The sequence below is a fragment of the Acidiphilium sp. MT5 genome, from assembly GCF_054767495.1.
This window is the reverse complement of the sequence record NZ_BAABMR010000006.1, coordinates 139,833-165,387: the sequence shown is the minus strand read 5'-3', so window position 1 is coordinate 165,387 and position 25,555 is coordinate 139,833. Positions and strand designations below refer to the sequence as shown.

28 protein-coding genes and 1 pseudogene are annotated in these 25,555 nt (G+C 61.8%); 22 read left to right on the top strand and 7 right to left on the bottom strand.

Annotated features, from left to right (window positions below):
- Positions 1-22 precede the first annotated feature (22 nt).
- On the top strand, positions 23-418 hold the full coding sequence (locus ACYUCQ_RS08690) for a MerR family transcriptional regulator (protein ID WP_460254123.1): 396 nt from the start codon (positions 23-25) through the stop codon (positions 416-418).
- 10 nt (positions 419-428) lie between these two features.
- Here the strand turns inward: ACYUCQ_RS08690 and ACYUCQ_RS08685 are convergent, their stop codons facing one another.
- From ACYUCQ_RS08685 to ubiG, 3 genes are all read right to left on the bottom strand, one after another.
- A complete protein-coding gene (locus tag ACYUCQ_RS08685; RefSeq protein WP_460254122.1) occupies positions 429-650 on the bottom strand; it encodes a hypothetical protein in 222 nt (73 codons plus the stop codon).
- Positions 651-664: 14 nt separating this feature from the next.
- Positions 665-1,051 carry a hypothetical protein gene (locus ACYUCQ_RS08680; RefSeq protein ID WP_460254121.1) on the bottom strand — a complete coding sequence of 129 codons (387 nt, stop codon included), beginning with the start codon at positions 1,049-1,051 and terminating at the stop codon, positions 665-667.
- Between the two features lie 113 nt (positions 1,052-1,164).
- Positions 1,165-1,905, bottom strand: coding sequence for a bifunctional 2-polyprenyl-6-hydroxyphenol methylase/3-demethylubiquinol 3-O-methyltransferase UbiG (gene ubiG, locus ACYUCQ_RS08675; protein ID WP_460254120.1), 741 nt, complete (start codon positions 1,903-1,905; stop codon positions 1,165-1,167).
- A 150-nt stretch (positions 1,906-2,055) separates the two neighbouring features.
- On the opposite strand from ubiG, the gene ACYUCQ_RS08670 reads away from it, so the two are divergent.
- From ACYUCQ_RS08670 to ACYUCQ_RS08615, 12 genes and pseudogenes are all read left to right on the top strand, one after another.
- Complete coding sequence (locus tag ACYUCQ_RS08670; protein ID WP_460254119.1) at positions 2,056-3,273, top strand: aspartate kinase; 1,218 nt, start codon at positions 2,056-2,058, stop codon at positions 3,271-3,273.
- Positions 3,270-4,313 carry an NAD(P)H-dependent flavin oxidoreductase gene (locus ACYUCQ_RS08665; protein WP_460254118.1) on the top strand — a complete coding sequence of 348 codons (1,044 nt, stop codon included), beginning with the start codon at positions 3,270-3,272 and terminating at the stop codon, positions 4,311-4,313. Before ACYUCQ_RS08670 ends, ACYUCQ_RS08665 begins: the two co-directional genes overlap by 4 nt.
- Positions 4,288-6,600 (top strand): phosphoenolpyruvate--protein phosphotransferase, encoded by a 2,313-nt coding sequence (locus tag ACYUCQ_RS08660; protein WP_460254117.1) that lies wholly within the window; start codon positions 4,288-4,290, stop codon positions 6,598-6,600. The genes ACYUCQ_RS08665 and ACYUCQ_RS08660 overlap by 26 nt, the downstream gene beginning before the upstream one ends.
- A gap of 79 nt (positions 6,601-6,679) precedes the next feature.
- Positions 6,680-7,702 carry a helix-turn-helix domain-containing protein gene (locus ACYUCQ_RS08655; protein WP_460254116.1) on the top strand — a complete coding sequence of 341 codons (1,023 nt, stop codon included), beginning with the start codon at positions 6,680-6,682 and terminating at the stop codon, positions 7,700-7,702.
- Entirely contained in the window at positions 7,699-8,835 is a 1,137-nt protein-coding gene (gene ispG / locus ACYUCQ_RS08650) for a flavodoxin-dependent (E)-4-hydroxy-3-methylbut-2-enyl-diphosphate synthase (protein ID WP_460254115.1), read from the top strand. Before ACYUCQ_RS08655 ends, ispG begins: the two co-directional genes overlap by 4 nt.
- Before the next feature lie 26 nt (positions 8,836-8,861).
- Positions 8,862-9,467, top strand: a complete 606-nt coding sequence (locus tag ACYUCQ_RS08645) for a glutathione S-transferase family protein (RefSeq protein ID WP_460254114.1) — start codon at positions 8,862-8,864, stop codon at positions 9,465-9,467.
- A 65-nt stretch (positions 9,468-9,532) separates the two neighbouring features.
- Entirely contained in the window at positions 9,533-11,302 is a 1,770-nt protein-coding gene (locus tag ACYUCQ_RS08640; RefSeq protein ID WP_460254113.1) for a hypothetical protein, read from the top strand.
- An 87-nt stretch (positions 11,303-11,389) separates the two neighbouring features.
- The gene (locus ACYUCQ_RS08635; protein WP_460254112.1) at positions 11,390-11,866 is read left to right on the top strand and encodes a BLUF domain-containing protein; all 477 of its coding nucleotides are present in this window, start codon (positions 11,390-11,392) and stop codon (positions 11,864-11,866) included.
- Positions 11,867-12,149: 283 nt separating this feature from the next.
- Complete coding sequence (locus tag ACYUCQ_RS08630) at positions 12,150-12,758, top strand: hypothetical protein (protein WP_460254111.1); 609 nt, start codon at positions 12,150-12,152, stop codon at positions 12,756-12,758.
- Between the two features lie 274 nt (positions 12,759-13,032).
- Positions 13,033-13,950, top strand: a complete 918-nt coding sequence (locus ACYUCQ_RS08625) for an FRG domain-containing protein (RefSeq protein ID WP_460254110.1) — start codon at positions 13,033-13,035, stop codon at positions 13,948-13,950.
- 172 nt (positions 13,951-14,122) lie between these two features.
- Positions 14,123-14,257 (top strand): annotated as a pseudogene (locus tag ACYUCQ_RS08620) (HNH endonuclease); the annotation flags it as partial.
- Between the two features lie 3 nt (positions 14,258-14,260).
- Positions 14,261-15,142, top strand: coding sequence for an HNH endonuclease (locus ACYUCQ_RS08615; RefSeq protein WP_460254155.1), 882 nt, complete (start codon positions 14,261-14,263; stop codon positions 15,140-15,142).
- A 237-nt stretch (positions 15,143-15,379) separates the two neighbouring features.
- On the opposite strand, the gene ACYUCQ_RS08610 is transcribed toward ACYUCQ_RS08615, so the two are convergent.
- Both ACYUCQ_RS08610 and ACYUCQ_RS08605 read right to left on the bottom strand, forming a co-directional pair.
- Positions 15,380-16,237 carry a S1 family peptidase gene (locus ACYUCQ_RS08610; protein WP_460254109.1) on the bottom strand — a complete coding sequence of 286 codons (858 nt, stop codon included), beginning with the start codon at positions 16,235-16,237 and terminating at the stop codon, positions 15,380-15,382.
- 167 nt (positions 16,238-16,404) lie between these two features.
- Positions 16,405-16,587, bottom strand: coding sequence for a hypothetical protein (locus tag ACYUCQ_RS08605; protein WP_460254108.1), 183 nt, complete (start codon positions 16,585-16,587; stop codon positions 16,405-16,407).
- An 86-nt stretch (positions 16,588-16,673) separates the two neighbouring features.
- Here ACYUCQ_RS08605 and ACYUCQ_RS08600 point away from each other — a divergent pair, with 86 nt between their 5' ends.
- The 5 genes from ACYUCQ_RS08600 to ACYUCQ_RS08580 all read left to right on the top strand — a co-directional run bounded on the left by ACYUCQ_RS08600 (position 16,674) and on the right by ACYUCQ_RS08580 (position 21,117).
- Positions 16,674-17,045, top strand: coding sequence for a hypothetical protein (locus tag ACYUCQ_RS08600; RefSeq protein ID WP_460254107.1), 372 nt, complete (start codon positions 16,674-16,676; stop codon positions 17,043-17,045).
- Positions 17,046-17,189: 144 nt separating this feature from the next.
- A complete protein-coding gene (hisS, locus tag ACYUCQ_RS08595) occupies positions 17,190-18,431 on the top strand; it encodes a histidine--tRNA ligase (RefSeq protein WP_460254106.1) in 1,242 nt (413 codons plus the stop codon).
- Positions 18,428-19,483: a peptide chain release factor 1 gene (gene prfA, locus ACYUCQ_RS08590; protein ID WP_460254105.1), complete on the top strand. Its 1,056-nt coding sequence runs from the start codon at positions 18,428-18,430 to the stop codon at positions 19,481-19,483. The genes hisS and prfA overlap by 4 nt, the downstream gene beginning before the upstream one ends.
- Positions 19,480-20,331 carry a peptide chain release factor N(5)-glutamine methyltransferase gene (gene prmC / locus ACYUCQ_RS08585; protein WP_460254104.1) on the top strand — a complete coding sequence of 284 codons (852 nt, stop codon included), beginning with the start codon at positions 19,480-19,482 and terminating at the stop codon, positions 20,329-20,331. The genes prfA and prmC overlap by 4 nt, the downstream gene beginning before the upstream one ends.
- Before the next feature lie 285 nt (positions 20,332-20,616).
- Complete coding sequence (locus ACYUCQ_RS08580; RefSeq protein WP_460254103.1) at positions 20,617-21,117, top strand: DUF4167 domain-containing protein; 501 nt, start codon at positions 20,617-20,619, stop codon at positions 21,115-21,117.
- Here the strand turns inward: ACYUCQ_RS08580 and ACYUCQ_RS08575 are convergent, their stop codons facing one another.
- Both ACYUCQ_RS08575 and hemF read right to left on the bottom strand, forming a co-directional pair.
- Positions 21,118-21,780, bottom strand: coding sequence for a tyrosine-protein phosphatase (locus ACYUCQ_RS08575; protein WP_460254153.1), 663 nt, complete (start codon positions 21,778-21,780; stop codon positions 21,118-21,120). It abuts the gene before it with no gap.
- 22 nt (positions 21,781-21,802) lie between these two features.
- On the bottom strand, positions 21,803-22,684 hold the full coding sequence (gene hemF, locus ACYUCQ_RS08570) for an oxygen-dependent coproporphyrinogen oxidase (protein ID WP_460254102.1): 882 nt from the start codon (positions 22,682-22,684) through the stop codon (positions 21,803-21,805).
- Between the two features lie 107 nt (positions 22,685-22,791).
- Here hemF and ACYUCQ_RS08565 point away from each other — a divergent pair, with 107 nt between their 5' ends.
- The 4 genes from ACYUCQ_RS08565 to ACYUCQ_RS08550 are packed head-to-tail and all read left to right on the top strand — an operon-like array spanning position 22,792 to position 25,545.
- The gene (locus ACYUCQ_RS08565) at positions 22,792-22,950 is read left to right on the top strand and encodes a hypothetical protein (RefSeq protein WP_460254101.1); all 159 of its coding nucleotides are present in this window, start codon (positions 22,792-22,794) and stop codon (positions 22,948-22,950) included.
- The gene (locus ACYUCQ_RS08560; protein WP_460254100.1) at positions 22,947-24,152 is read left to right on the top strand and encodes a cytochrome b N-terminal domain-containing protein; all 1,206 of its coding nucleotides are present in this window, start codon (positions 22,947-22,949) and stop codon (positions 24,150-24,152) included. The genes ACYUCQ_RS08565 and ACYUCQ_RS08560 overlap by 4 nt, the downstream gene beginning before the upstream one ends.
- Complete coding sequence (locus tag ACYUCQ_RS08555) at positions 24,152-24,652, top strand: cytochrome c1 (RefSeq protein WP_460254099.1); 501 nt, start codon at positions 24,152-24,154, stop codon at positions 24,650-24,652. The genes ACYUCQ_RS08560 and ACYUCQ_RS08555 overlap by 1 nt, the downstream gene beginning before the upstream one ends.
- Positions 24,649-25,545: an S-methyl-5'-thioadenosine phosphorylase gene (locus tag ACYUCQ_RS08550; protein WP_460254098.1), complete on the top strand. Its 897-nt coding sequence runs from the start codon at positions 24,649-24,651 to the stop codon at positions 25,543-25,545. Before ACYUCQ_RS08555 ends, ACYUCQ_RS08550 begins: the two co-directional genes overlap by 4 nt.
- The last annotated feature ends 10 nt before the right edge of the window (positions 25,546-25,555 follow it).

Here is a 25,555-nt window from a genome sequence, read left to right as displayed (position 1 = left end):
CCACCCCAGCCCTGGCCCGCTCATGCCCATCGGCGTGCTCGCCGCCCGCTCAGCCTGCCCGATCGACACCATCCGCTTCTATGAAAAAATCGGCATCCTGCCGCACCCCGCCCGCACCGAAGGCGGCCACCGCCTGTACAGCCAAGCCGCCGCACAACGGCTGATCTTCGTGCGCCGCACCCGCGCCCTCGGCTTCACGCTCGATGAAGTCCGCGCCTTGCTCCGCCTCGCCGATCAAGACCAAAGCGCCTGCGCCGAGGCCAAATCCATGGCGCAAACCCATCTCATCGATATCCGCGCCAAAATCGCCGATCTCACCGCAATGGAGACCACATTAACCACTCTGATCGTCCGTTGCGACGATAATGGCGGCACCGAATGCCCCTTGATCCAAGTATTATCAGGCGATTCGGCCTGATCGGGCGCGGTTACTGGTTGTTGTTCGGCGGCACGGCGTTATAGGGCATGGTCTGGGTGTTGGTCGTCCGCGTCGTCACCGTGCTCGGGATCATCATCGGCGGGGCGGTCGTGGTTTGCTCGCTGCTGGAGGTGGTCGTGGTGGTTTGCGGCGGATCGCTGCAACCGGCCAGCAATGTCAGAGTCGCGATGATCGCACCGGCGCGCAAAGCGGGGATAGAAATTTTGGACATGATGGCCTCCTTGATTAATTCGCGTTGTTGGTGGTGGTCGTGGTGGTTGACCGTTTGGCCGTGATCACGGCGACCGGCGGCTTGATGATGGTGGTTTCAGTTTTGGAACTGGCCGCGCCATTCTGATTGCCATAGGTGGTCTTGGTTGAGTTTTTGGTATCACCGAGACGATCGACGGATCGGCTGGTAACCGTAGTGCTCAACACCCCGTTTTGCGGCGGGACCACCGGCACTGGCACTGGCATTGGCACCGGCACTGGCACCTGCGCCAAATCAGGCCCGACCAGGGCAGGCGTTGCCGTCGTCGTGGTGGTGGTGCTCTGCGAATTCGTGGTCTGCGCAAGGGCCGCACCGTTGAGGCCGAGCCAAAGGCACGCAGCCGCAGCAAAATAGCTTTTCATGGAACCTATCCTCTGGGTTAATTGACCGACGCTCGGTCACTCCCATCAGGTGGTGCGCCCACGAAACTAATCTTAGACTCGGAAACTACGCATACCGGCCCGCCAGCGTCCGATCAGCCGCCGCCTTGTTCCAGCATCGCGATATAATTCATCGCGAGCGAGGCACTCACCTTGAAGCGCCGCAACCCGCCATCCGGCACCATTCCCGCCATCGCCCCCAGCCGCAGCCCAGCATCACGGCCCCAGCCCGCCAACTCCGAAGGCGTGATAAATTTGCGCCAATCATGCGTGCCCACCGGCACCACCCGCAGCACATATTCCGCCCCTAATTTCGCACCGAGAAAAGACCATCTGGTGCGGTTGATGGTCGAGATAAACAACAACCCACCCGGCTCCAGCAGCCCGGCCAGCGTCGCGATAAACACCGCTGGCTGATCCACATGCTCGATAATTTCCAGCGCCGTCACCACCGGAAAACGCTGCCCCGCCTCGCGCAACGCCGCCGCCGTGCCCACCTGATACGCAATATCGAGGCCCGATTGGCGCGCATGCGCCCGCGCCGCCGCAATCGTCTCGCCCGCCGCATCAATCCCGGTCACCGCACAGCCCGCCTTCGCCAAGCTCTCCGCCAACAACCCCGCCCCGCAGCCCACATCAAGCACCCGCACGCCTGCGCCAAAACGCGGACGCACGCGCTGCATAATCCAATCCGTGCGCAGCGGATTCATCGCCATCAACGCGCGCATCGGCCCATCGCGGTCCCACCAGCGCCCGGCAATGGCATTAAATTTTGCCAATTCCGCCGCCGCCGAACCGCTCGCCGCCGCGTCATTCCTCGCTTGTGCCGCCGTCATTGTTCCGCTCCGTTCCTGCGCGAGAGCCTGATTGGCTTCTCGAGCATTGCTCTCAATCGCACCGGCCTTTATGTGAGCGTTCCGTGCGCGCTCGGCAAGCGGGCGATTTGCGGAGCCTAACGGCTTGGTTGAACTCGGAAACAGGACTCTATGGCGCGTCTGGTGATGAAATTCGGCGGCACCTCGGTCGCCGACCTTGAACGGATCCGCAACGTCGCGGCGCGCGTGGCCCAAGCCGTGGCGGCGGGCGATGAAGTGGCCGTCGTGGTCTCGGCCATGGCCGGCACCACCAATCAATTGGTCGGCTGGTGCCAGGAACTCTCGCCGCTCTATGATGCGCGCGAATATGACACGGTGGTCGCCACCGGCGAACAAGTCACCGCCGGGCTGCTCGCCATCGCCCTGCAAACCATCGGCGTCGAAGCCCGCTCCTGGGTCGGCTGGCAAATCCCCCTCGCGACCGATGGCCAGCACGGCAAAGCCCGGATCGATCATATCGAGGGCGCTGAGCTCATCCGCCGGATGCAAGCGGGCCAAGTGCCGATTGTCGCGGGCTTTCAAGGCGTCGGCCCGGATCACCGGATCACCACGCTCGGGCGCGGCGGCTCGGATACCTCAGCCGTCGCCCTGGCCGCCGCCCTCAAAGCGGATCGCTGCGATATCTATACCGATGTCGATGGTATCTACACCACCGATCCGCGCATCGTTGCCAAAGCCCGCAAACTCTCCCACATTACTTATGAAGAAATGCTAGAATTGGCCTCGGTGGGGGCGAAAGTGCTGCAAACCCGCTCGGTCGAACTCGCGATGAAAGAGCGCGTGCGCGTGCAAGTGCTCTCCAGCTTCTCCGATGCGCCCGGCACACTCGTTGTCGATGAGGATGAAATCATGGAACAGGAAATGGTCGCGGGCATCGCCTATTCACGCGACGAAGCCAAACTCACCGTCCGCCGCGTGCCCGACCGCCCCGGCGTCGCCGCCGCCGTGTTCTTCCCCCTGGCGGAAGCAGGCATCAATGTCGATATGATCGTGCAGAACGTCTCCGAGGATGGCACGACCGACATGACATTCACGCTGAACAAAACCGAATTGCCGCGCGCCCGCGCCGTGCTGGAATCGTTGCATGACAGTATCGGCTATGCCGAACTCGCCGCCGATTCTGACGTCGCAAAAATCTCGGTGGTCGGTGTCGGCATGCGCAGCCATGCCGGCGTCGCCGGCACCATGTTCAAAGCCCTCGCCGGTCGCGGCATCAATATCCAAGTCATCTCCACCAGCGAAATCAAGGTGAGCGTGCTGATCGCCGCCGAATATACCGAACTCGCGGTGCGCGCCTTGCACACCGCCTATGGATTGGACGTCGCATGAGCCTGCTTGATCCCCTCTGGGCGCGGGGCCGCGCCTTTCTCGGCACCGACACCGCAATCATGGCCGGCGCCATGAGCTGGGTGAGCGAACGCCACCTGGTCTCCGCCATCTCCAATGAAGGCGGCTTCGGCGTGATCGCCTGCGGCGGCATGACCCCCGCTTTGCTCGAAGCCGAAATCATCGCCACCAAAGCCCTGACCCGCAAGCCCTTCGGCGTCAATCTGATCACCATGCACCCGCAGCTTGATGATCTGATCCGCGTCTGCGCCGCCCATCAGGTCAGCCATATCGTGCTCGCCGGCGGCGTTCCTTCCACCAATGCGGTGCGCGCGGTCAAAGCGAGCGGTGCGAAACTCATCGGCTTCGCCCCCGCCTTAGTCATGGCCAAACGGCTGATCAAAATCGGCGCCGATGCGCTGATCATCGAAGGCTCGGAAGCGGGCGGGCATATCGGCCCGGTCTCGCTCGGCGTGCTGGCCCAGGAAATCCTGCCCGCAATCCACGAAGTGCCGGTGTTTGTCGCCGGCGGCATCGGGCGCGGCGAAGCCATCCTCGCTTTCCTCGAAATGGGGGCTTCCGGCGCGCAGCTCGGCACTCGCTTCGCCGCCGCCCGCGAAAGCATCGCCCACGAAAATTTCAAAAACGCCTTCATCCGCGCCAATGCCCGCGATGCCCTGCCCTCAGTGCAGCTTGATCCGCAATTCCCCGTGATCCCGGTGCGCGGCCTCGCCAATGACGGCACCCGCCGCTTCCTCGCCCACCAGGCCGAAACCATCCAGCGCTTCCAGTCGGGCGAGTTGGATCGCGAAGCCGCACAACTTTCCATCGAGCATTTCTGGGCCGGCGCGCTGCGCCGCGCGGTGATCGAGGGCGATGTCGAAACCGGCTCAGTCATGGCCGGCCAATCGGTCGGCATGGTCACCGCCATCCAGCCGGTCCGCGAGATCATCGCCGAACTGATCGCCCAGGCCGAAACCGCCTTACGCGCCCGCACCCAATCCATCAGCCGCCCCGATGAAGCGGCCAACCAAGCCGCGTAACGCCGCGCCAGCGGTCGCCTCGCCCCCCCCGCTCGCGGCGGCGAAAAAGCCGCGTGAGCGCACCCATCGGATCGCGGCCTCGCGGCGGCTGTTCGCCACGCTGCGCGAACGCCTCGCGGCGGGCGATTGGAGCCTGCCCGAACTCACCCGCCTGATCGCCAGCGAAATGGCGGCCAATGTCTGCTCGATCTACATCACCCGCCCCGGCGAAATGCTCGAATTGGTGGCCAGTTTCGGCCTGAAACCCGAATCGGTCGGGCAAACCCGCCTGCGCATCGGCGAGGGCATTGTCGGCATCGCCGCCGCCTCCGCCACCGCGCTCAATCTGGCCGATGCGCGCAGCCACCCCGATTTCGCCGCCCGGCCCGATACCGGCGAAGATGATTTCGCCGCCATGCTCGCCGTGCCGATCCGCCGCGCCGGGCGTTGCCTCGGCGTGATCACCCTGCAAGACCGCATCGCCCGCCGCTTCGCGCCGATGGAAGCGGACGTGGTCTCCACCATCGCCATGCTGCTCGGCGAGACCATCGCCAATCTCGGCGTGGTGCAAAACAGCCCGGCCAGCCTCGGTGATGCGCTGTCACGCCGCTATCTCGGTTTCGCACTCGCCCCCGGCATCATCGCGGGCACCGCTTTGCCGCTGGGCCGCGCCAGCGCCCCGAAAGCGATTTTCGCGCCTGACCCTGCCGCCGAACATATTCGCCTCAACCGCGCCATCGCCGACTCCGAAGCGAGCCTCAACGCGCTGATCGCCGAAACCCTGCCCGATGGCGATACCAGCCGCGACGTGCTGGACGCATATCGCATGCTCGCCCAAAGCGGCGGCTGGCTGGAGCGTGTGCGCAGCGCGATCAATGAAGGGTTGAGCGCCGAAGCGGCGGTCGATCAAGCCGGCGCCGCCTTGCATGCCCGCATGCGCCGCATCGCCGATCCCTATCTGCGCGAACGCCTCGCCGACATCGAAGACATGATCGAGCGCATGCTCACCGCCCTCGGCGCCGTGCCCCCGCGCCCCGAGCGCGCCGATGGCATGGTCCTGATCGCCCGCCGCCTCGGCCCCGCCGAATTGCTCGATTGGCATCGGCGCGGCATCGCGGGCTTCGCCATCGAAGAAGCCAGCGCCAATGGCCACGCCGCCATCCTCGCCCGCGCGCTCGATCTGCCCGCCATCGCCATCGAAGCGGGCGCGGTCAACACCATCAGCGCGGGCGAACCCGTCCTGCTCGATGCCGAAACCGGCGTGCTGATCCTCCGCCCGGACCCCGATGTCGCCGCCGCCTATGACCGCGCCCTCGCCGCCCGCTCCAGCCGCAACGCCGAACTCGCCGAATTTCGCACCCGCCCGGCGATCACCGCCGATGGCACCCGCCTGACCCTGATGCTCAATGTCGGCCTCGCTTTCGAGCTTGATCAGCTTGAGCGCACGGGTGCTGAGGGGATTGGCCTGTATCGCACCGAAATCGCCGCCCTCGCCGCCGGGCGCGTGCCCAGCGTGGCCGATCAAGCCGCCGAATACCGCAAAGTCATCGCCCGCGCCGGCGGCGCACCCGTCGTGTTTCGCACGCTCGATCTCGGTGCCGATAAAATCCTGCCCAACGAAACCGAAGAACCCGTCGAAAACCCCGCGATGGGCTGGCGCAGCCTGCGCGTCGGGCTGGATCGCCCCGCCGTGCTGCGCCGCCAACTCCGCGCCTTGCTGATCGGTGCCGCCGGGGCCGATCTCGCGGTGATGTTCCCGATGGTCGCCACCGTCGCCGAATTCCGCGCCGCGCGCGATTTACTGGAAAACGAAGCGAGCAAAGTCAGCACCCCGCCGCGCAGCCTCGCGGTCGGCACCATGCTCGAAGTGCCCTCGCTGCTGTTCCAACTGCCCGGCCTGCTGGCCGAGGCGGATTTTCTCTCGGTCGGCACCAATGATCTGATGCAATTCCTGTTCGCCGCGGATCGCGGCACCCCGCGCCTCGCGGGCCGCTATGATGTACTCTCCGCGCCGGTCCTCGAATTGCTCGAAGGCCTCGCCACCGCCTGCCGCGAGGAGGAGGTTGGTTTTTCGATCTGTGGCGAAGCCGCAGGCCGCCCCTTGGACGCGCTGGCATTCGCCGCCATCGGCGTGCGCACCTTATCGATGTCCGGCGCGTCGATTTTGCGGGTCAAAGCCCTGCTCGCCAGCGCCGATCTCAACGCCTTGCAACCGGTCCTGCGCGAATTGCGCCGCGCCGGGGCGGCGGGCACCAGCCTGCGCGAGCCACTGACCGCCTGGGCGCGCGAGCATAATTTGCCCATCTAGCGCCAACGCGCTACATCGCCGCGAAGCGTTTCCCCGACGGTGCAACACCCCGGCAAATCCCAACCATGGCATTCTGATTTTGGCAGACCGACCCGACAGAAAATCCAGCGATCCCGAGAGCGAAACCGCGCGCGCCCCCGGCCCAGCACAAGTCGGCGCCGAATTGCGCGCCGTGCGCGAACAGCTCGGCTGGTCGATCACCGAACTCTCGGTCCGGCTGAAAATCCGCACCGCCCAGCTCGAAGCCATCGAAGCGGGTGACCTCGCCGCCCTGCCCGCCCCCGCCTACGCCACCGGCTTCATCCGCGCCTATGCCGACATGATCGGGCTAGACCCCGATGAAATCCTCCGCCGCTTCCGCGCCGCCGGCATGGCCCCACCCAAACAACCCAAACTCGCCTTCCCCCGCCCAGTGCCAGACCGCGCCGTGCCGCCCGGTGCCATCGTGCTGCTCGCCCTGCTGGTGGCCCTCGCCGCCTACCTGCTCTGGTATCGCCATACCGAGCACCAACGCCACCTCGCCCAAGCCATCCCCCCCGTTCCGGCCAAACTAGCCCCCCTCGCCATCCCCAAATCCCATATTTTTGCTCCTGCTCCCGCGCCCGCACCCATCACGACGCCGACAACACCAACCCCGACGAGCGCCGCCCCTGTACCGCCAACAACCCCGCCCAGCGCCACACCCGCACCCACCCCACCCGCGCCACCCGCCACCCCCTCGATCTTTCACGCCATCGGCGCAGCACCCGCACCCACCCCCAACACCACCACCCCAACCACGCCCGCGCCCGCGCCAACCCCACCCGGTCCCCTCGCCGTCGCCGCCACCGCGCCCGCCTGGGTCGAAATCCGCGACGCCACCGGCAAAATCCTGTTCACCCGCATCCTGAAAAAAGATGAATTCTGGCCCGTCCCGAGTGAACCGGGCCTGACACTCAGCACCGGCAACGCTGGCGGCACCATCCTGCTCCATAACGGCCAACCCTCCGCGCCACTCGGCACCACCGGCGTCGTGCTGCGCCATATTGAACTCACCCCACCCTCCCCCAATTCTGCTGCAACACCCGCCACCACGCCCCCCAACAATTCGGTGCCAAAATGAACTACCGCGAATATCAGCAAATCACCCGCCGCAAATCCCGCCAAATCAGCGTCGGCTCGGTCAAAGTCGGTGGCGACGCGCCGATTTCCGTGCAAACCATGACCAACACCCTCACCGACGACATCGCCGCCACCGTCGCGCAAATCCACCGCGCCGAACGCGCCGGCGTCGATATCGTGCGCGTCTCCTGCCCCGATGAAGCCGCGACCGCCGCCCTCGCCAGCATCGTCAAACAAGTCAACGTGCCGATCGTCGCCGACATCCATTTCCACTATAAACGCGCGATCGAAGCCGCCCGCGCGGGTGCTGCCTGCCTGCGGATCAACCCCGGCAATATCGGCAGCGCCGAACGCGTCCGCGAAGTCGTCACCGCCGCGCGCGATCACGGCTGCTCCATCCGCATCGGCGTCAATGCCGGCTCGCTGGAGCGCCATCTGCTCGAAAAATACGGCGAACCCAACCCGGACGCCCTGGTCGAATCCGCCCTCGAACACGCCAAAATCCTGCAAGACCACGATTTCCACGAATTCAAAATCAGCGTCAAAGCCTCAGACGTGTTCATGGCCGTCGCCGCCTACCAACAGCTCGCCGAAGCCTGCGACCACCCGCTGCATATCGGCATCACCGAAGCTGGCGGGCGGCGCACCGGCACCGTCAAATCATCCATCGGCCTCGGCTCCCTGCTCTGGGCCGGCATCGGCGATACCATGCGCGTCTCGCTCTCCGCCGAACCCGAAGAAGAAGTCCTAGTCGGCTGGGACATCCTGAAATCGCTGGGCATCCGCCATCGCGGCGTGCGCATCATCTCCTGCCCCTCTTGCGCCCGCCAAGGCTTCAACGTGATCGATACCGTCGCCAAACTCGAAGACCGCCTCGCCCATATCGAAACCCCGATCACCCTCTCGATCATCGGCTGCGTGGTCAACGGCCCCGGCGAAGCCCTGATGACCGATCTCGGCGTCACCGGCGGCGGCAATGGCCGCCACATGGTCTACGCCGCCGGCAAAACCGACCACACCATCGAAGGCGAAACCATGATCGATCACGTCGTCGCCCTCGTCGAAGCCCGCGCCGCCAAACTCCAAGCCGAGCAACAAGCCGCCAAAAACGCCGCCCCCCAAGCCGCCGAATAATCCGCACCCACTACGGAGGCACCACAATGCAGCTCTACGGCATGGCCATGTCCGGCAATTGCTGGAAAGTCGCCCAAATCCTGCGCCTCACCGGCCATGATTTTGACTGGATCGAAACCGATACCAGCACCGGCGCCACCCAAACCCCCGCCTTCCTCGCCCTCAACCCCAACGGCAAAGTCCCGGTCCTGCGCCTCGATGACGGCACCATCCTCACCGAAAGCAACGCCATCCTCCTCCATTTCGCCGAAGCCACCGCTTGGCTGCCACCCCCCTCGCTCGCCCGCACCCGCATCCATGAATGGCTATTCTTCGAACAATACACCCACGAACCCGCCATCGCCGTCGCCCGCAACCTCATCACCTGGCGCCGCGAAGCCCACCTCCACACCGAACGCCTCGCCCAATGCGCCACCCAAGGCGCCAAAGCCCTGACCATCATGGAACGCCGCCTCAGCCAAGCCGATTGGCTCGTCGGCACCACCCCCACCATCGCCGACCTCGCCCTCTTCGCCTACACCCACCGCGCCGACGAAGCCGGCTTTTCGCTCCAACCCTACCAAGGCGTGCAAGCCTGGATCGACCGCATCACCGCCCTCCCCGGCATCACACTCCTGCCCCGCCCCGCCTAAATCCCACAAATTCCCAACCACAAACTCCTTGTGCGCAGCGTCAGCCTGGTCAATAAATCAAGCCAATGGCCGACCATTCAAGCTTCGCAACAATAACCCGCCCCCGCCTGCTCCTCATCCGTCTGCTGGCCACAACCGTGCTGGTCATCGGCTTCGCACTGATCCTGCTGTTTCAGCCGAACCGCCTGCCCTTTCATCTCCCAAGCCCATCGCCATCCGGCGCCAGCCCGATCACCGCCCGCCAGCACACCAAACTCCCCGCTAACCTGCACCCAGGCGACCTCATCACCATCGCCACTCAACCACTGATCACCCGCGAAATCATGGTGTTCCCCAACGTCCCTTCAAACCACACCTACCCCGCCCACATCATCCGCGCCGGCCAGCCGCTTACCGTCACCCTCCAAAGCCAGCCCACCCCCGATGAAGGCACAATCATCAAAGCCGCCAACAACCTCTTCTTCGCCATCACTATGGCCTTCGCCCTGGTAACCCTCTGGCGCGGCGCAGATTGGACCGCCTGGGGCCTCACAATTTTCGCCCTCGCCCTCATCATCAATGCCGCGGCCCTCACACCCCCCCTGCCGCCACCCTTTAATGTCTTGGCCGGCGTGATTTTCATCTTCGCCGTCAACGGCCTCCCCATCTTCGGCCTCTATATCAGCGCCCTCAACGTGGTCGCCCCCCGCCCCCGCACCCGCCGCTGGCTCAATCGCAGCTTCATCCCCCTGCTCATCGCCACCATCGCTCTCGAATTAATCCCGCCCCTCGCCCTCATCTATCGCGGCATCAACACCCAAGCCGCCCTCACCGGCATAACGCTCGTAATGATCGCCATCGCCGTGCTGACACCCGTCCTCATCCTGACCATCGGCTATCTCCGCGCCTCCCTTCAGCAAAAATTGCGCATTCGCTGGTTTCTGGTCGGCACCAGCCTCATCATCGTCCTCTTCGCCCTCGGCGTCATCCCGTTATTCGACCAAACCCCCAACCCCACCATCCACTTCCTGTTCACGATCGGCCCCACCCTCGTCTTCACCATCATCTTCACCATCTTCGCCTACGCCGCCACCACCCAACGCCTGATCGATGTCCGCATCGTCGTCAGCCGCGCCATGCTCGTCACCGCCCTGATCTCCATCATCGTCGCCAGCCTCGGCGCCAGCGAACGCCTGATCGTCAGCAGCGCCCTCGGCAGCAACGCCAGCCATGCCCTCGAACTCACCGTCGCCCTCGGCGTCGGCATCCTCTTCCACCAAGCCCAACGCTGGATCGAAGCCGCCATCGACCGCCTATTCTTCTGGCGCGAACACCAAGCCCGCGCCCAACTGCGCGACTTCGTCCGCGACGCCGGCTTCATCGAATCCACCGACATCCTCACCACCCGCATTGTCACCGCCCTCGCCCAACGCCTCGATGCCCCCGGCGCCGCCCTCTATGAATGGCGCGGCGACCTCATCGAACGCACCGCCCAAACCGGCACCCAGCCCTACCCCCCCACCCTCGACCCGGACGACCCCGCCCTCGTGCGCCTGCGCGCCACCCGCGCCCCGCTCGACCTGCACGGCCTCAACAGCAGCCTCGATACCGACGGCATGGCACTCCCCCTCGCCCTGCGCGGTCGCCTGTTCGGCGTCATCGCCTGCCGCCCCCGCACCGCCGGCAAATACGCCCAATCCGAAATGGACGAACTCGGCCGCGCCGCCCACGACACCGGTGCCGCCCTCTTCGCCCTGCGCGCCCGCGCCAACGAAACCCTGATCGAACAACTCGCCACCAACCGCATCACCGCCCAACAAGCCATCACCGAAGCCCGCACCCTCACCGGCCTATAACCCGCGCCGCTCCCACCCGACGGCGCTTGCCGATCCCCCCCAACCATGTGACACCACAGGCCTGACATCCACAAAGCGAGCCAACCCATGTTCGACGAACCCGGTTTTCCCAGCGACCCCGACGATGACGCCGCCACGCCCCCACTGCACACGTTCGTCTATTGCAGTCGCGCCGCCGACCGCGTGGACGACGCCGAGGTCAACCGCCTCATCGACGCCGCACAACGCCATAATCGCACCTGCGGCATTACCGGCGTACTCGTTTTCGGCAGCGGCGTCTTCTTCCAATGGATCGAGGGGCCAGAAGCCGCCGTGCGCAAACTCATGGCCAGCCTGCATAACGATCCGCGCCATTACGATATCGTCGCGCTCGACCAAAGCGCGGAAAAACGCGAACGCCTCTATCCGAATTGGCAAATGGAACGCGTCAGCGCCGAAGACATCCACGAAGTGCTCCAAGACGCGCTCGAAACCGCCGAAGACGAGAATAATATCGCAGCCCTGCAACGTATTCTCGATCATCTGGCCACAAACTCCCTCGATTCGCTGGGGCGCGCTCAATAGGTCAGCAACACGCCGCTTCGCGCCGATCATCCCCTGAGCCGAAATCGCGTCCAAAGCGCCACCCAACGGCGCAAAAATCAGGCGGAGCAAAACTGCTTTTTTGAAAAAAAGCAGCAAAAAACTCTCGCTCCAACACGCCACCACCCCGTCATTGCGAGCGCAGCGCGGCAATCCATCGTCGGCCCGTCATTATTGACCCTGCAAATCCGTCCTCGCCACATCCGCAGCGCCCTCTTGCAAGGCCGCTCAAATAAGCTATCCAAACACCCACAGGAGCACTACAATGGTTTACCAACGCGACCTCGGAAAATTACTGATATTAGTATCAATAACCGTTCCGAATATATGTCTAGCCCAAACGGTAACGATCGTCCCCCCTTCGTCAATCGCGTCGGGAAAGCCGGTATGGGTCGCCAGCGATAGAGACAAATCAGCCATAGATGCGTTAGTTGATATTGGGGATATGCGGCAGGTTGGCGATGAGTTGGACGTCAGCATTCGTTGGCCGTATGCGCCCACTGAGCGTGGTCATGAACAAGCAGAAGAAGACCGTGTTATTTGCCAACCAGACGAGGCGATCTCTTTCGACATTAACGACGGCTTCATTGGTGCCGATGGACAATACCATAAAATCAATACGTACAACCCAATAAAAGAACGTAAACAGGCTGAGCATTATAGCGCCGAGATGGCAAAAATGGGCGGAATACCCCCTTCTTATGGGACAGATCCGCGCAGCTTAGCCTGTTGGGCCGCAGCACGGAAATGCGCGGGACAGAATTTTACCTGGCCACCACCACCGAACAATACCCCCCTCGAAAACACGCCCAAAGCCACCGAGATGAATGATAATTATAATAAATCCTTCGTCCCGAATTGCGCGCTCAAATAACAAAATAAGTTCGCGATCAAGCAAGCGTAGGATGGGTGAGCGAAGCGCTACCCATCAATGCCTCCCTCGCCTCTTTCAACGCCACCGCAGCGCCGGCCCAATCTGCTGGATAGAACAGCATCGCCTTGCCCCAAGCCTCGGCATCAAGAAGCGATGGGTAGCGCTGCGCTCACCCATCCTACGCTTGCTAGCGCTCGCGACACCCTGAATATTCTGGAAACGATCAGACTGTTACCACCTTGGCAAATCAGAAATAATGCGGTAAGGTTATTCGATGTTAAAAGCGCAGATAAGTCGCCGTGAAACCGTGGCTGTACCTGTGGTGACGGACACCACGTCAACTTTGGAGGCTTTTATAAAAGCAGTAATGAAGTATGCAAAAGCCGAAACTGATTTCAAGTGTTACCGTGGGCAGCGCAATGTCAAATGGAAGAATGTGCCTGGTTTACTTCGACCGGGCCTAAGCAAGCTGGAGGAAAATGAGAAACGAGCGATACGCGACCTCATTACTGTTCATCCAAACGAATTCTCCGATGACCAAACCATGTTCGACCGACTCGTCCGTATGCAGCACTTCGGTCTACCCACGCGATTAATGGACGTGTCATTAAATCCATTGGTTGCACTCTATTTTGCAACTGATCCCGGCCCAGACGGTGAACACTCGGATGGGGTCGTTACTGCCTTTTCAATCCCGAAGGGGCGAGAGAAGTATTTTGATAGTGATTCAGTAAGCTGTCTAGCAAATTTAGCAAATCTGACAAAAGAGGAGAAAAATGCGATCATTAATATCCGAGAGAACCGCACCAAAGGTGTGAAGAAATCGATTGAAGTGAGGCAAGTGAACGGGCTTGCGGAATACCATCGGCTTCAACAATTTATTAGAGCAGAAAAGCCACACTTCTTGCCAAATATTGACCCAATCGACCTGTTCAAACCCTACTACGTTCATCCAAAGATGAGTAATCGGCGGATTTTGGCTCAATCTGGTGGTTTTATAATTCATGGTCTTGAGCCGCCAAAAAGCATTAACTTCGCACAGATCATACGCGAAAAAAAATTCATTATTCCACAAAAATCAAAGGGTGCCCTGAGGAGTGCTCTTGATTTGCTTGGCATTAATGAGAGCAATCTTTTTCCGGAACTTGATAAAGCGGCGAAGCGTATTGAAGCACGCTATACAACCATATAGAAAACAGGATGCGTAGTATTATTGTTGGTAAAATAACGGCCGTTAAACCAAATATCAAATTTCTTAATTCTTAATCGAAAAGTAAGCGATGGGTAGCGCTCTGCTCGCCCATCATACGCCTGCTAATTATTGGGCCAGAATACAATGACCAAATCGGAAGAAGGAATGACACGTGAAGTGTATATTTTGTCTTGGCGAAAAATCGGGGTCTGAAGAGCACGTATTCCCTTTAGCCATCGGGGGCTCTTTGACGATGTCCCGAGTATGCCGTGATTGCAATTCATTTCTAGGAAACAATATTGACGCCGCATTGACAAATTTTGCGCCAATTCTGTGGAAGCGAGGGGAGTTCGGCCTAGCCGGCAATTCTGGCAAAGCACCAAGCCGGTTTAATATCTTCGATGGAGAAGCTAAACTAGCCGAAGATCCGGATAAGCGACTGAAGGTTCGATACAATCCGACAACAGAAAAATTCGATATTTCCCTGATCTTCCACAAGCGAAAAGTGCAATTGCCCAACGGCACGATAGCGGTCCAAATTACGGTGGATGCGAAGGAACGGAAAAATATTCCAAAAATAATTCAACGGGAACGCAAAAGACAGGGTATGCGATCGCTAACTGACGAAGAAATGTCGCAAATAATCGGAAGTCTCGAGGTGCAAGAAGGTCAGCAACCAACTTTTATTATCAATCCAAAAATTAATTTTGCTCGTCTCCGCCACGCGATGCTTAAGATTGTTTACGAACTAGCTTTTATGTGGCTCGGCGAAACCTACCTTGATGATCCAAGCGCCGCTACCATTCGTGCGGCGATATTGAATCCGGATTCAAATGAGACGCAATTTTTGATGGGGAGCGCTGGACTCATTCCCGAAGGAAACTCCTCGTTCAAATTATGGCAGCTACATCCAAAACATCATTTAGCTTATGGCATTGAGATAGATGGAACAATTATTATCGCCATTCGGATATTTGATCTTCTGGAGGCAACAATACCCGTCACCGAGCGTGCCGGGAGATATATTTCTAATATGAAAGTGCAAAATGAGCTCAGATATCTAGTGATCGATGCAACGAGTGGCGTGACGCATGATTCATCCTGGCTAGAAGAGGTCATCCGCGTCGGCCAATTGATGTCTATAAACGGCCAGCTACCACCGTTTCCCGATCCACTTGCAAGTCCGCCATGATACACATTGGCAATTGTTCAAATATCGAAGAAACGTTCAATTTTGGAAATCCACAACATCGCGGGAAAGCAAACGTCGCCCCGTCCCCACCACGCCCTCTTGCAACGCCGCTTAAATGAGCCATTCTGATGCGCAAAGGGAATTTTATGGCCAACGCAGCGCATCAGCGGCGATAACCCCATCAAACAGACCACCCACCTGCGCCCATCACCGACCCTCCCCGCTTGCTAACCGACGCTACGCCTCAACCTGTTCATCGAAATCAAGTTCCACGCCATCAGTCACGACCTCTGCTATGAGGCGCGGGAGCCAAACTTTACCTATCTGCGCCTCTAGAAGGTCAGCATGCCCCATCCTCCCAGAGTAAATACCGACAAACTGTAGCGCATCAGATGCGTCTATTGTGAGTATGCCGGGCAGAATACTCATCGCCTCGCGCGAGGCGTCCGGGCGCCGTAGCCGTTTGAAAACAGGACTGCCAGACATTCCTCGCCGTGTTGCGGCGTCGATCCAAAAACACGGTTCGCCACCCGCGGGAAAAGCTGGTTCAGAGGCGACATAACCGCCTTTCCATAACGGGAGCGTTCCCGTTGGGTTAAGCCCAATCGGGAAGCCGACTATGACGACAGCATCGCCAATTTCCAGCTCGGTATTCTTGTCAGGCTGTACCGCACTGATGCAACACTCTAAATTACCCCCTTCGCTTTGCATAATTTCGGTAACGGCAAGGTCGATTTTCTGTCCTTGCCGATGCATACGCCATCTGCTGCCCGAGCGGTAATCTATTGGAATCTTTATCTTAGTAGGGGTGTCAAAAAATTGGCCAGTCGAGCGGATGAATTGGCCATTGACCATCAAGATACTGTGGTTCCAAACGATCAATGAATCTGGCGTGATGCCGTCCTTTGCTTTGCATAGACCCGTATTGGGATCACGCCCCGTTACGCAATGCCAATTTGTGACGAGAAATCTCTTGTCACCTACCCGTTCATAAAAAGCCGATGCAAAGCTCAGACTTACAGTGCCACAACAAAGCTCAATACGCACAACCGTCAACGAAACGACGTTTAATCGGGACGTAACCAAATTATACATTTGCTATTCTCGTCTCTTATAGAGTCAGTATTAACTCACTAACTTTCGGCATTCAATCGTAGCACAGAGCAATCACACGCGCTATTCCAAAATTGAAAAAGCACTCCCGCCATTCAGTCCCAATCCGGCACAGACGCGACACTTTCCCCTTTCGCACCCACCCCCCTTCATGCTCTTATGCGCGCGTGACCAACCAGCCCACCCTTGTTAGTCTTTCGCGCCGCTTCGCCATCCTCATGCGCGGCTTGCGCAGCGCATTTATCGGGCGCGGTAACCAAACCGGCCTGCCCCGCCCCCTGCTCGATGCCATTGCGCGCCGCCTCAACGGCATGATCGCCCGGTTCGATCATCTGCTGGCCCGCGGCCCGCAAACGCCATCCCCCAAAACCCCCAATCACGCCGCCCGCGCCCCGAGCGCCCCTACACGCCCGATCCCGTGCCCCGCCATCACGCCTGGCTGCTCCGCCTCGTTCCCGCCACCGAAACCGAGGCCAATATCTGCGTCACCCACCGCCACGCCATCACCCAATTCCTGGCCGATCCCGCGATGCGCGCCGCCATCGACCAAAACCCAGCCCTGCACCCGCTGCTGCGCGCCCTCTGCCGCATGCTCGGCATCCCCCGCCCCACGCACCTGCCAGCCCCCACCCGCAACCCAACCACCACCCCACCCCGCCCCCGCAAACCACGGCGCAACCATCCGCCCCGCCCCTCACCCTTCCCAACCCCGCCGCCCAAACCCACCCCCTGGGATCAACGCCAAGCCTTCCACGCCTGGTTCGGCCCACCCCGTTTGCAATATTTTTAATCCCCGCCACCGCATCACGCCTATTTCGTTGCGTTATCGTAATAAAAACCCACACCCCGCCGCCGCTGGTCAATCCGCCCAATTTCCGCCAATAGAGCAGCGTCTCAAACCCTCACCCTGCCAAGTCCCTAAGGATCACCCGCCTTGAGCAAGCTCCAACCGCCGCGCGGCACCCAAGACCTGATCGGCCCCGAAGCCCGCCGCCACGCCCACATCATCAGCACCGCCCAACGCATCGCCGCCCTCTACGGCGCCGAACCCTGGTCCACCCCCATTTTCGAAGCCACCGCCGTCTTCTCGCGCAATCTCGGCGAAACCTCCGACATCGTCACCAGAGAAATGTATAATTTCGCGGATCGCGGCGGTGACAGCCTGACCCTCCGCCCCGAAGGCACCGCCGGCATCTGTCGCGCCCTGGTCACCAACGGCCTCACCCAATCCCTGCCGCAAAAAATCTTCTACGCTGGCCCGATGTTCCGCTACGAACGCCCGCAAAAAGGCCGCTACCGGCAATTTCACCAAATCGGCTTTGAAATCCTCGGCGCCGAAACCGCCCTGGCCGATGCCGAAGCCATCGCCTGCGCCGCCACCATCCTGCATGAGCTGGGCATCACCGAGGGCGTCACCCTCAACATCAACACCCTGGGCGACCCCCAAAGCCGCGATGCCTACCGCGCCGCCCTGATCACCTATTTCACCGCCCACGCGGCGCAACTCTCCGCCGATAGTCAAACCAGGCTCGAAAAAAACCCGCTCCGCATCCTCGATTCCAAAGACCCGGCGGATATCGCCCTGGTGGCCAACGCCCCCACCATCGCGCCCTACCTCACGCAAGAAGCCGCCAGCTTTTACGCCGCGCTGAAATCCCACCTCACCGCCATGGGCGTCGCCTACATCGAAAATCCCGGCATCGTCCGTGGCCTCGATTATTACAACCACACCGCCTTCGAATTCGTCACCACCCGCCTCGGCGCCCAAGGCACCGTGCTCGCCGGCGGGCGCTATGATGGCCTGGTCGAACAACTGGGCGGCCCCGCCATCTCCGGCATCGGCTGGGGTGCTGGCATCGAACGCCTCGCCATGCTGATCGCCGAACCGCCCGCACCCCCCGCCCCGATCATCGTCATCCCCATCGATGCCACCCACGAACCCGCCGCCATTTCGCTCCTCACCCAACTGCGCCGCCAGGGCATCGCCGCAGAGATGAATTATCGCGGCAACCTCAAACGCCGCCTGGAGCGCGCCAACAAAACCGGCGCCAACTGGGCCATCCTAGTCGGGCCGGAGAGCAGCACCGATCAAGCCGCCCTGAAAAACCTCGCCGATGGCACCCAACAAACCCTCCCCATCGCCACTCTGTTGCAGCAGCTCGCCCCCCGCCCATGAGCCTCGACCACCAACTTGATCGTATCGCCGAACGCGCCCATGAATTGCGCGCCATGCTCGCCTCCGGCCTCGATGGCGAACGCTTCGTCGCCGCCTCGCGCGAACTGGCCGGCATCGAACCGCTCGAAGCCCTGATCCAGCAATTGCGCGCAGGCCAGCGCGCCCAAGCCGAAGCCGAAGCCGCCCGCGCAGACCTCGAATTGCGCGAGCTAGCGGATGCCGAACTTGCGCTCCTGCACGAACAATTACCCGCCCTGGAGCGCGAAATCCGCCTGCTCCTGCTCCCGCGTGACGAGGCGGATGATCTGCCCGCCATCCTCGAAATCCGCCCCGCCGCCGGCGGTGATGAAGCCGGCCTGTTCGCCGCCGAACTGTTCGCCGCCTATCGCCGCTACGCCGATTTACGCGGCTGGCGCTTCGAAAATCTGGACTACACCGAGTCCGAACTCGGCGGGCTGAAAGAAGGCATCGCCGAAATCACCGGCAAATCCGTGTTCGCCCGGCTGAAATATGAAAGCGGCGTGCATCGCGTCCAGCGCGTGCCTAGCACCGAAACCCAAGGCCGCATCCACACCTCCACCATCACCGTGGCCGTGCTGCCCGAAGCCGAAGACGTCGATATCGCCATCGATGAGGGCGATCTCAGGATCGATGTTTATCGCGCCTCCGGGGCCGGCGGTCAGCACGTCAATAAAACTGAAAGCGCGGTGCGCATCACCCATTTGCCCACCGGCATCGTGGTCACCATGCAGGAAGAACGGAGCCAGCATAAAAACCGCGCCAAGGCGATGAAAGTGCTGCGCTCACGCATCTATGACGCCGAACGCGCCCGCGCCGATGCCGGGCGCGCCGCCGATCGTAAATCCCAAGTCGGCACCGGCGACCGTTCAGAGCGCATCCGCACCTATAATTTCCCCCAAGGCCGCGTCACCGACCATCGGATCAACCTGACCCTCCATAAAATCGACCGGATCATGCAAGGCGAGTTCGATGACATTATCGAAGCCCTGATCGCCCACGATCAAGCCGCCAAACTCGCCGCCCAATCTTGAATAGCGAAGCCACCACCACCCTCCTCACCCGCCTCAGCGCCCAACTGCGCGCCGCCGGCATCGATCAACCACGCCGCGAAGCCCGCCTGCTGCTCGCTTTTTCGCTCCGCTGCCGCATCGAGACTCTCCTGCTCCGCGATCAGATCACCGAAATCGAGGCCGAGGCCGCACAAAACCTCGTCGCCCGCCGCGCCGCCCATGAACCGCTCGCCTTTCTCACCGGCCACGCCAATTTCTGGTCCCTCACCCTCGCCGTCAGCCCCGCCACCCTGATCCCCCGCGCCGATAGCGAAACCCTGATCGAAGCCGCCCTCGCCCAATTTCCGCACCGTGATGACGTGACGCGGATTCTCGATCTCGGCACCGGCACGGGCGCCCTGCTCCTCGCCGCCCTCACCGAATTTCGCGCCGCCCACGGCATCGGGATCGACCGGATCGAAGCCGCCGCCCAACTCGCCCGCGCCAACGCCCAATCGCTGGGTCTCGCGCAGCGCAGCCATTTCATCGTGGCCGATTGGGCCGCCCCGCTCGCCGGCCGGTTTGATCTGATCCTGGCCAACCCGCCTTACATCCCAAGCCATGACATCCCCGGCCTGATGCCCGAGGTCGCGCAGTACGAACCCGCCTCCGCGCTCGATGGTGGTGGCGATGGGCTGAACGCCTACCGTGCCATCCTGGCCGATCTCCCGCAGCGCCTCGCCCCGCACGGCGCCGCCATCCTCGAATGCGGCCTCGGCCAAGCCGCCCCCCTGCGCGCGATGGCCGAAGCTGCGGGCTTCGCCGTCACCACCCGCCACGACCTCGCAACCATTCCCCGCGCCCTGATCATCACCCGGCCAAACCCCTGATAAAAAAACAATTTGGCACCAGCGAATGTTTGCGCTATAAATTATCCGTTCGATCATGAATCGCGCCTCTGGCCCGCTCATGCCGATCAACCTCCCGCCCCTGGTCGTCCGTTCGATGTGCTGATGGGTCTGACCGGATGGGAGTTCGCCGACATCGCTGCGCCACCAAAACATCCCGCCCACCGAAGGCAGGACCCGGTCGCGGACGATCGGCGCGGAAGACAGGGGCCATGATGCAGCCCGCGTCCGCCGCTCCACCACACCATGACAGGACGATCGAACTCGATGAATATTAAACGCATGCGCAGCCGCAATAATCGCCCCAATAGTGGCGGTAACGGCAATTTCCGCAGCTTCCAGAACAGCGCGCCGCTCAATCGCAACCATGTGTTCGACAGCAACGGCCCGGAGCAGCGCGTGCGCGGCACCGCCCAACAGCTCTACGATAAATATCAGCAAATGGCCCGTGATGCCTCAAGCAGCGGTGATCGGGTATTGGCCGAGAGCTATTACCAATATGCCGAGCATTATTTCCGCATCATCCTCGCGATGAACCAGGCGCAAGGCAGCCACACCGCCCCGCAAGCCCAGCCGCATGCGAGCCAGAATAATGGCCAGCACCATAACGGCAACAGCCAAAATTACCGCGCCCGCGAAGCGAGCGACGAAATCGAAGCCGAGCTGAACAACACGATTGGCGCCGAGCTGCGCACCCCCGGCTATGGCGAGCAACCGATCATCGAAGCCCGCGAAATCCCGATCAGCCCGGTGCCGCCCGAAAATTAATTATTCCCGCCGCAAAATCCGATCATTGACGAACCGGGCGAGCCCGCGCGCGCGAAACCGCTCCCGCAGGGCCGCCTCGTCATACTCGGTTTGCACCCAGTCCAGAAACCCAATCCGCCCCTCCGCCTCGCGGGCATAAGTCTCAATGAACGCGTCGAGAATCCCAGTATTGGATTGTTTGATATGGCCATAGCGCCAGCTCAGCTCAGCCAGCGCCTGCGCCGAACTGCCGCCCTCGATCAGCCAATATAACGCCGCCGCCAGCCCGGCCCGATCGGCACCGGATTTGCAATGGATCAAGCCGGGCCGCGCCATGGTGCGGTAAATCTCTGCCAGCCGCAGGATTCGCACCCGCTGCGGCGCGCCCCGCGATTCCAGCGCCATATCGTAAAATTCGAGCCCCAACCGCCCCGCCGCCTCGCGCGACAGCGCATCCGAGCCATTCGCGCACGGCCCGCGCAAATTAATCACGCTGCGCAACCCCACCTCTTGGACATAGCGCCGCAAATGCCCCGGCAGCGGATGGTTCGAGCGATACAACACACCCGGCTGCACCGGGGCAAAATTGGTCCAGCCGAGCCGCAGCACCGCATGATCGACGAACAACGCATCGATCCACGCGTTGCGCCGCCCGGCCTTGCTCACCAAATCGCCGCGATAAATCGTGTCCATCAGGCCAATAATCTCACGGCCAGCGCGCTTCCGGCGGCAGGCTCATCAAAATCGCCTCGATATTGCCGCCGGTTTTCAGGCCAAAAATCGTCCCGCGATCATAGAGCAAATTGAACTCGACATAGCGGCCCCGGCGCACGAGTTGCGCTTCGCGCTCCTCTGGCGTCCAATGCTCGCCCATCCGCCGCCGCACAATCGCGTCATAGCCACGCAAAAACCCTAAGCCGACATCGCGGGTAAAGGCGAAATCCCGCTCAAGATCGCCGGTGTCCAGATAATCATAAAAAATCCCGCCGACCCCACGGGTTTCCCCGCGATGCGGCAGGTAAAAATACTCATCGCACCATTTTTTATATTTTGGGTAATAGTCAGGATCATACGCATCGCACACCGCCTTGAAGGCCGCGTGGAATGTCGCGCCATCCTCCGCCGAGGCTGGTGTGCCCGGTTGCAGCGGCGTCAAATCCCCCCCGCCACCAAACCAGCCTTTGGTGGTGACGATCATCCGGGTGTTCATATGCGCCGCCGGCACACGCGGGCTGCGCATATGTGCGACCAGACTAATCCCCGCCGCCCAAAATCGGGGGTCTTCGGCAGCCCCAGGGATTGATTTGCGAAATTCCGGACTGAATTCGCCCCAAACGGTGGAAATATTCACCCCCACCTTCTCAAATACCCGCCCGCGCATCACGCTGGTGACCCCACCGCCGCCGGACTCCCGGCTCCACGCCGTCCGCTCGAATCGCCCGGCGGGCAAATCCGAGCCAGAATACTCATCCTCAATCGCCTCGAACGCCGCGCAAATCTGATCGCGCAAATGGGCGAACCACGCTTGCGCCTGCGGTTTCAGCGCCTCATGGCGCGGCACATCCAACACCGGACTCTCGGCAGTCATTTCGGCCTCCTTGACACCATTCCCTCTATAGCGCCGAACCGCCTGACATCACAAAACCGCGCCAATGGCTTGAATCTTCACGCCATTCGCGCCATGCCAGCCTATCCATGCGCCAAACACCCATCCGGTTCCTCACCATCCTGGCCCTGGCCTTCGCCGCCGTTGGGTTCGGGGCCATGGCCTGGGTTTTCATCGCCGCACTCGGCCCGATTCGCCCCGCTGCCGCATCTTATGCGCCCGCCACCATTACGGCATCACGCCCATGACCCCGCCAAGCGAACCCGGCGCGCCGCCCAACTGGCTCGAACAGCGCCTGCCGATAGGCCGGATACTGCGCGATACGCTGATTTTTGCGCCGGTCCCCGCCGATTTCAGCCTCGGTGCCTGCTTCGAGCCGTTGATCTGGGGCGCGCTGATCACCCTCACCTTCACCGGCATTTGGCTGGGCCTGTTTTACCACGCCGCCCCGCACGGCGCCTTCACCTCACTGCAAACCATCATGCGCGCCGTGCCGTTTGGCTGGCTGATCCGCGATTTGCATCGCACCGGGGTTAGTATTTTGTTCGCCCTGGCCTATTTGCAATTGTTTCGCGCCTTGCGCCTCGGCTTGTATCGCGATGGCCGTGAGCTGGCCTGGATTGTTAGCATCGTTCGGTTTGCGACCTTCCTGTTCCTCGGCGTGCTCGGCTTTATCATGATCGATGGTGCCGCGAGCGTTGCTCTCAGCCTGGATTTGGCCGCGCATCTGGCCGCCATCCCACGGATCGGCCCCGCTATTGCTCAAGCCTTTCTAGGTGCGGCCAGCGGATTATCCAGCCCCGATCTCACCCGGATCGCCATGGCGCATATCGCGATCGGGTTTTTGCTGTTGTTGATCGCGGGGCTGACCAGCCTGACCCAGCGCCTGGCCCCGCCGGCCAATCGCGATGGCTTACCCCGGCTTGATCCGCGCGATCTGGTGGCGTTCCACCCTCATGCCTCGCCGCGCCTCTTCGCCGCCGCGATCATCACCGGCTTGATCTTTTTCGGCCTGATCCTTGCCGCCCCGCATATTCAATCGAGTCGGCTGAACGCGATTGCAGCTGGTAGGCTGGCGCTGCCGCTGCATCTTGATTTGCCCTGGTATCTGCTTGGCTTTGCGGGACTCGCGCAAGCGGGCCAAAGCCTGGGCGGTGGCACCGCGCTGATCGCGGTCTTGCTGATCCTGCTCGCGGCCCTGCCTTGGCTTGACCGCAGCCCCGCCGCCGCTGCGCGCTACCGCCCTTGGCACCGCCGGGCGCTGTGGCTGCTCGCCAGCGCCTGGGTTTTGCTCTCGATCGGCGCGGCGGACCATCGCGGCGCGTGGCCGCTGATTACGGATCTGAGCGCCTTCTATGTGATGGCTCATTTTTGTCTCGTCACCCCGCTGATTAGCCTGCTTGAAAAACCCAAGCCGGTGCCCACCCGCTTGCGTGGAGCGAAAAACTGATGCGCGCCGCGATGATTGCACTCCTCGCATTGGTCGCGTTCAGCCCGGTGGCGCGCGCGGCACCGCATTTTGGCTTCACCGCACCGCTGGGCACTTATAACAAGGCCACGCTACGGGCCGGTTTTGCGGTGTATCAGGCCGACTGCGCCGCTTGCCATGGGATCAGCGCGGTGCGCGCGCGTGACCTTGCGGGTTTGGGCGTGAGCCCAGCCGCGATGGCGCGATGGCGCGCCCTGCGCCCGACCCAACAGCCTGCCGCCCCCGATCTTTCGCTGATCGCCACCGCCTTGCCGCATGGCGCGGCCAGCATCGTATCGCTCCTGCGCGTTCATCATCCGCCCAAATCGGCGGCGATGGCGCATGATGTTGCCGAATTCCTCGCCTGGTCGGCGGACCCGACCCTCGACCAGCGCAAATCCATCATGCTACGCGCCATGATCTATCTGGCCATTTTCGGCCTCATCGGCTTTTTCGCCCTACGACAGGACCGCACCCCATGACCCTTGCTGCCCCGCCCGCCAAAACCCCGATCATCGGCATTATCGGCGGCTCCGGCCTTTATGAAATCGATGGGCTGGAAGACCAGCATTGGGAACATGTCAGCACGCCGTGGGGCGAACCTTCGGACGCGCTGCTCTTTGGCAAGCTCGGCGGGGTGCAGTTGGTTTTTCTGCCCCGGCATGGTCGCGGCCATCGCCGCTCGCCCTCGGATTTGAATTATCGCGCCAATATCGATGCGCTGAAACGCGTGGGGGTGACCGATATTCTCTCACTCTCCGCCGTTGGCAGCCTGCGCGCCGATTTGCCGCCCGGTCATTTCGTGATTGTCGATCAATTTATCGATCGCAGCTTTGCGCGGACCAAAAGTTTTTTCTCGGTCGGCTGCGTTGCGCATGTCTCGATGGCGGACCCGGTCTGCACCCGCCTGGGCGACGCGCTGGAACGCACCGCCCGCCAGCTTGATCTGCCGGTGACCCGTGGCGGCACCTATTTGGTGATGGAAGGTCCGCAATTCTCCACCCGTGCGGAGAGCCATCTCTATCGCTCCTGGGGCTGCTCGGTGATTGGCATGACCAACATGCCGGAAGCCAAGCTCGCCCGCGAGGCGGAAATTTGTTACGCGACCGTGGCGATGGTCACTGATTTTGATTGCTGGCACGATGAGCATGACGCCGTGACGGTCGATCAGGTGGTGAAAATCCTGCTCGGCAATGCGGATCATGCGCGGGCCTTGGTGCGCGCCATCGCCCCGACCCTCGCGACCCCGCGCCATCATTGCACGGCGGGATGCGACCACGCGCTCGACCACGCGATTATCACCCCGCCTGCGGCGCGCGACCCGGAATTGGTGGCGAAGCTTGATGCGGTGGCGGGCCGCGTGCTCGGCGGGTAATCGCCCCGGC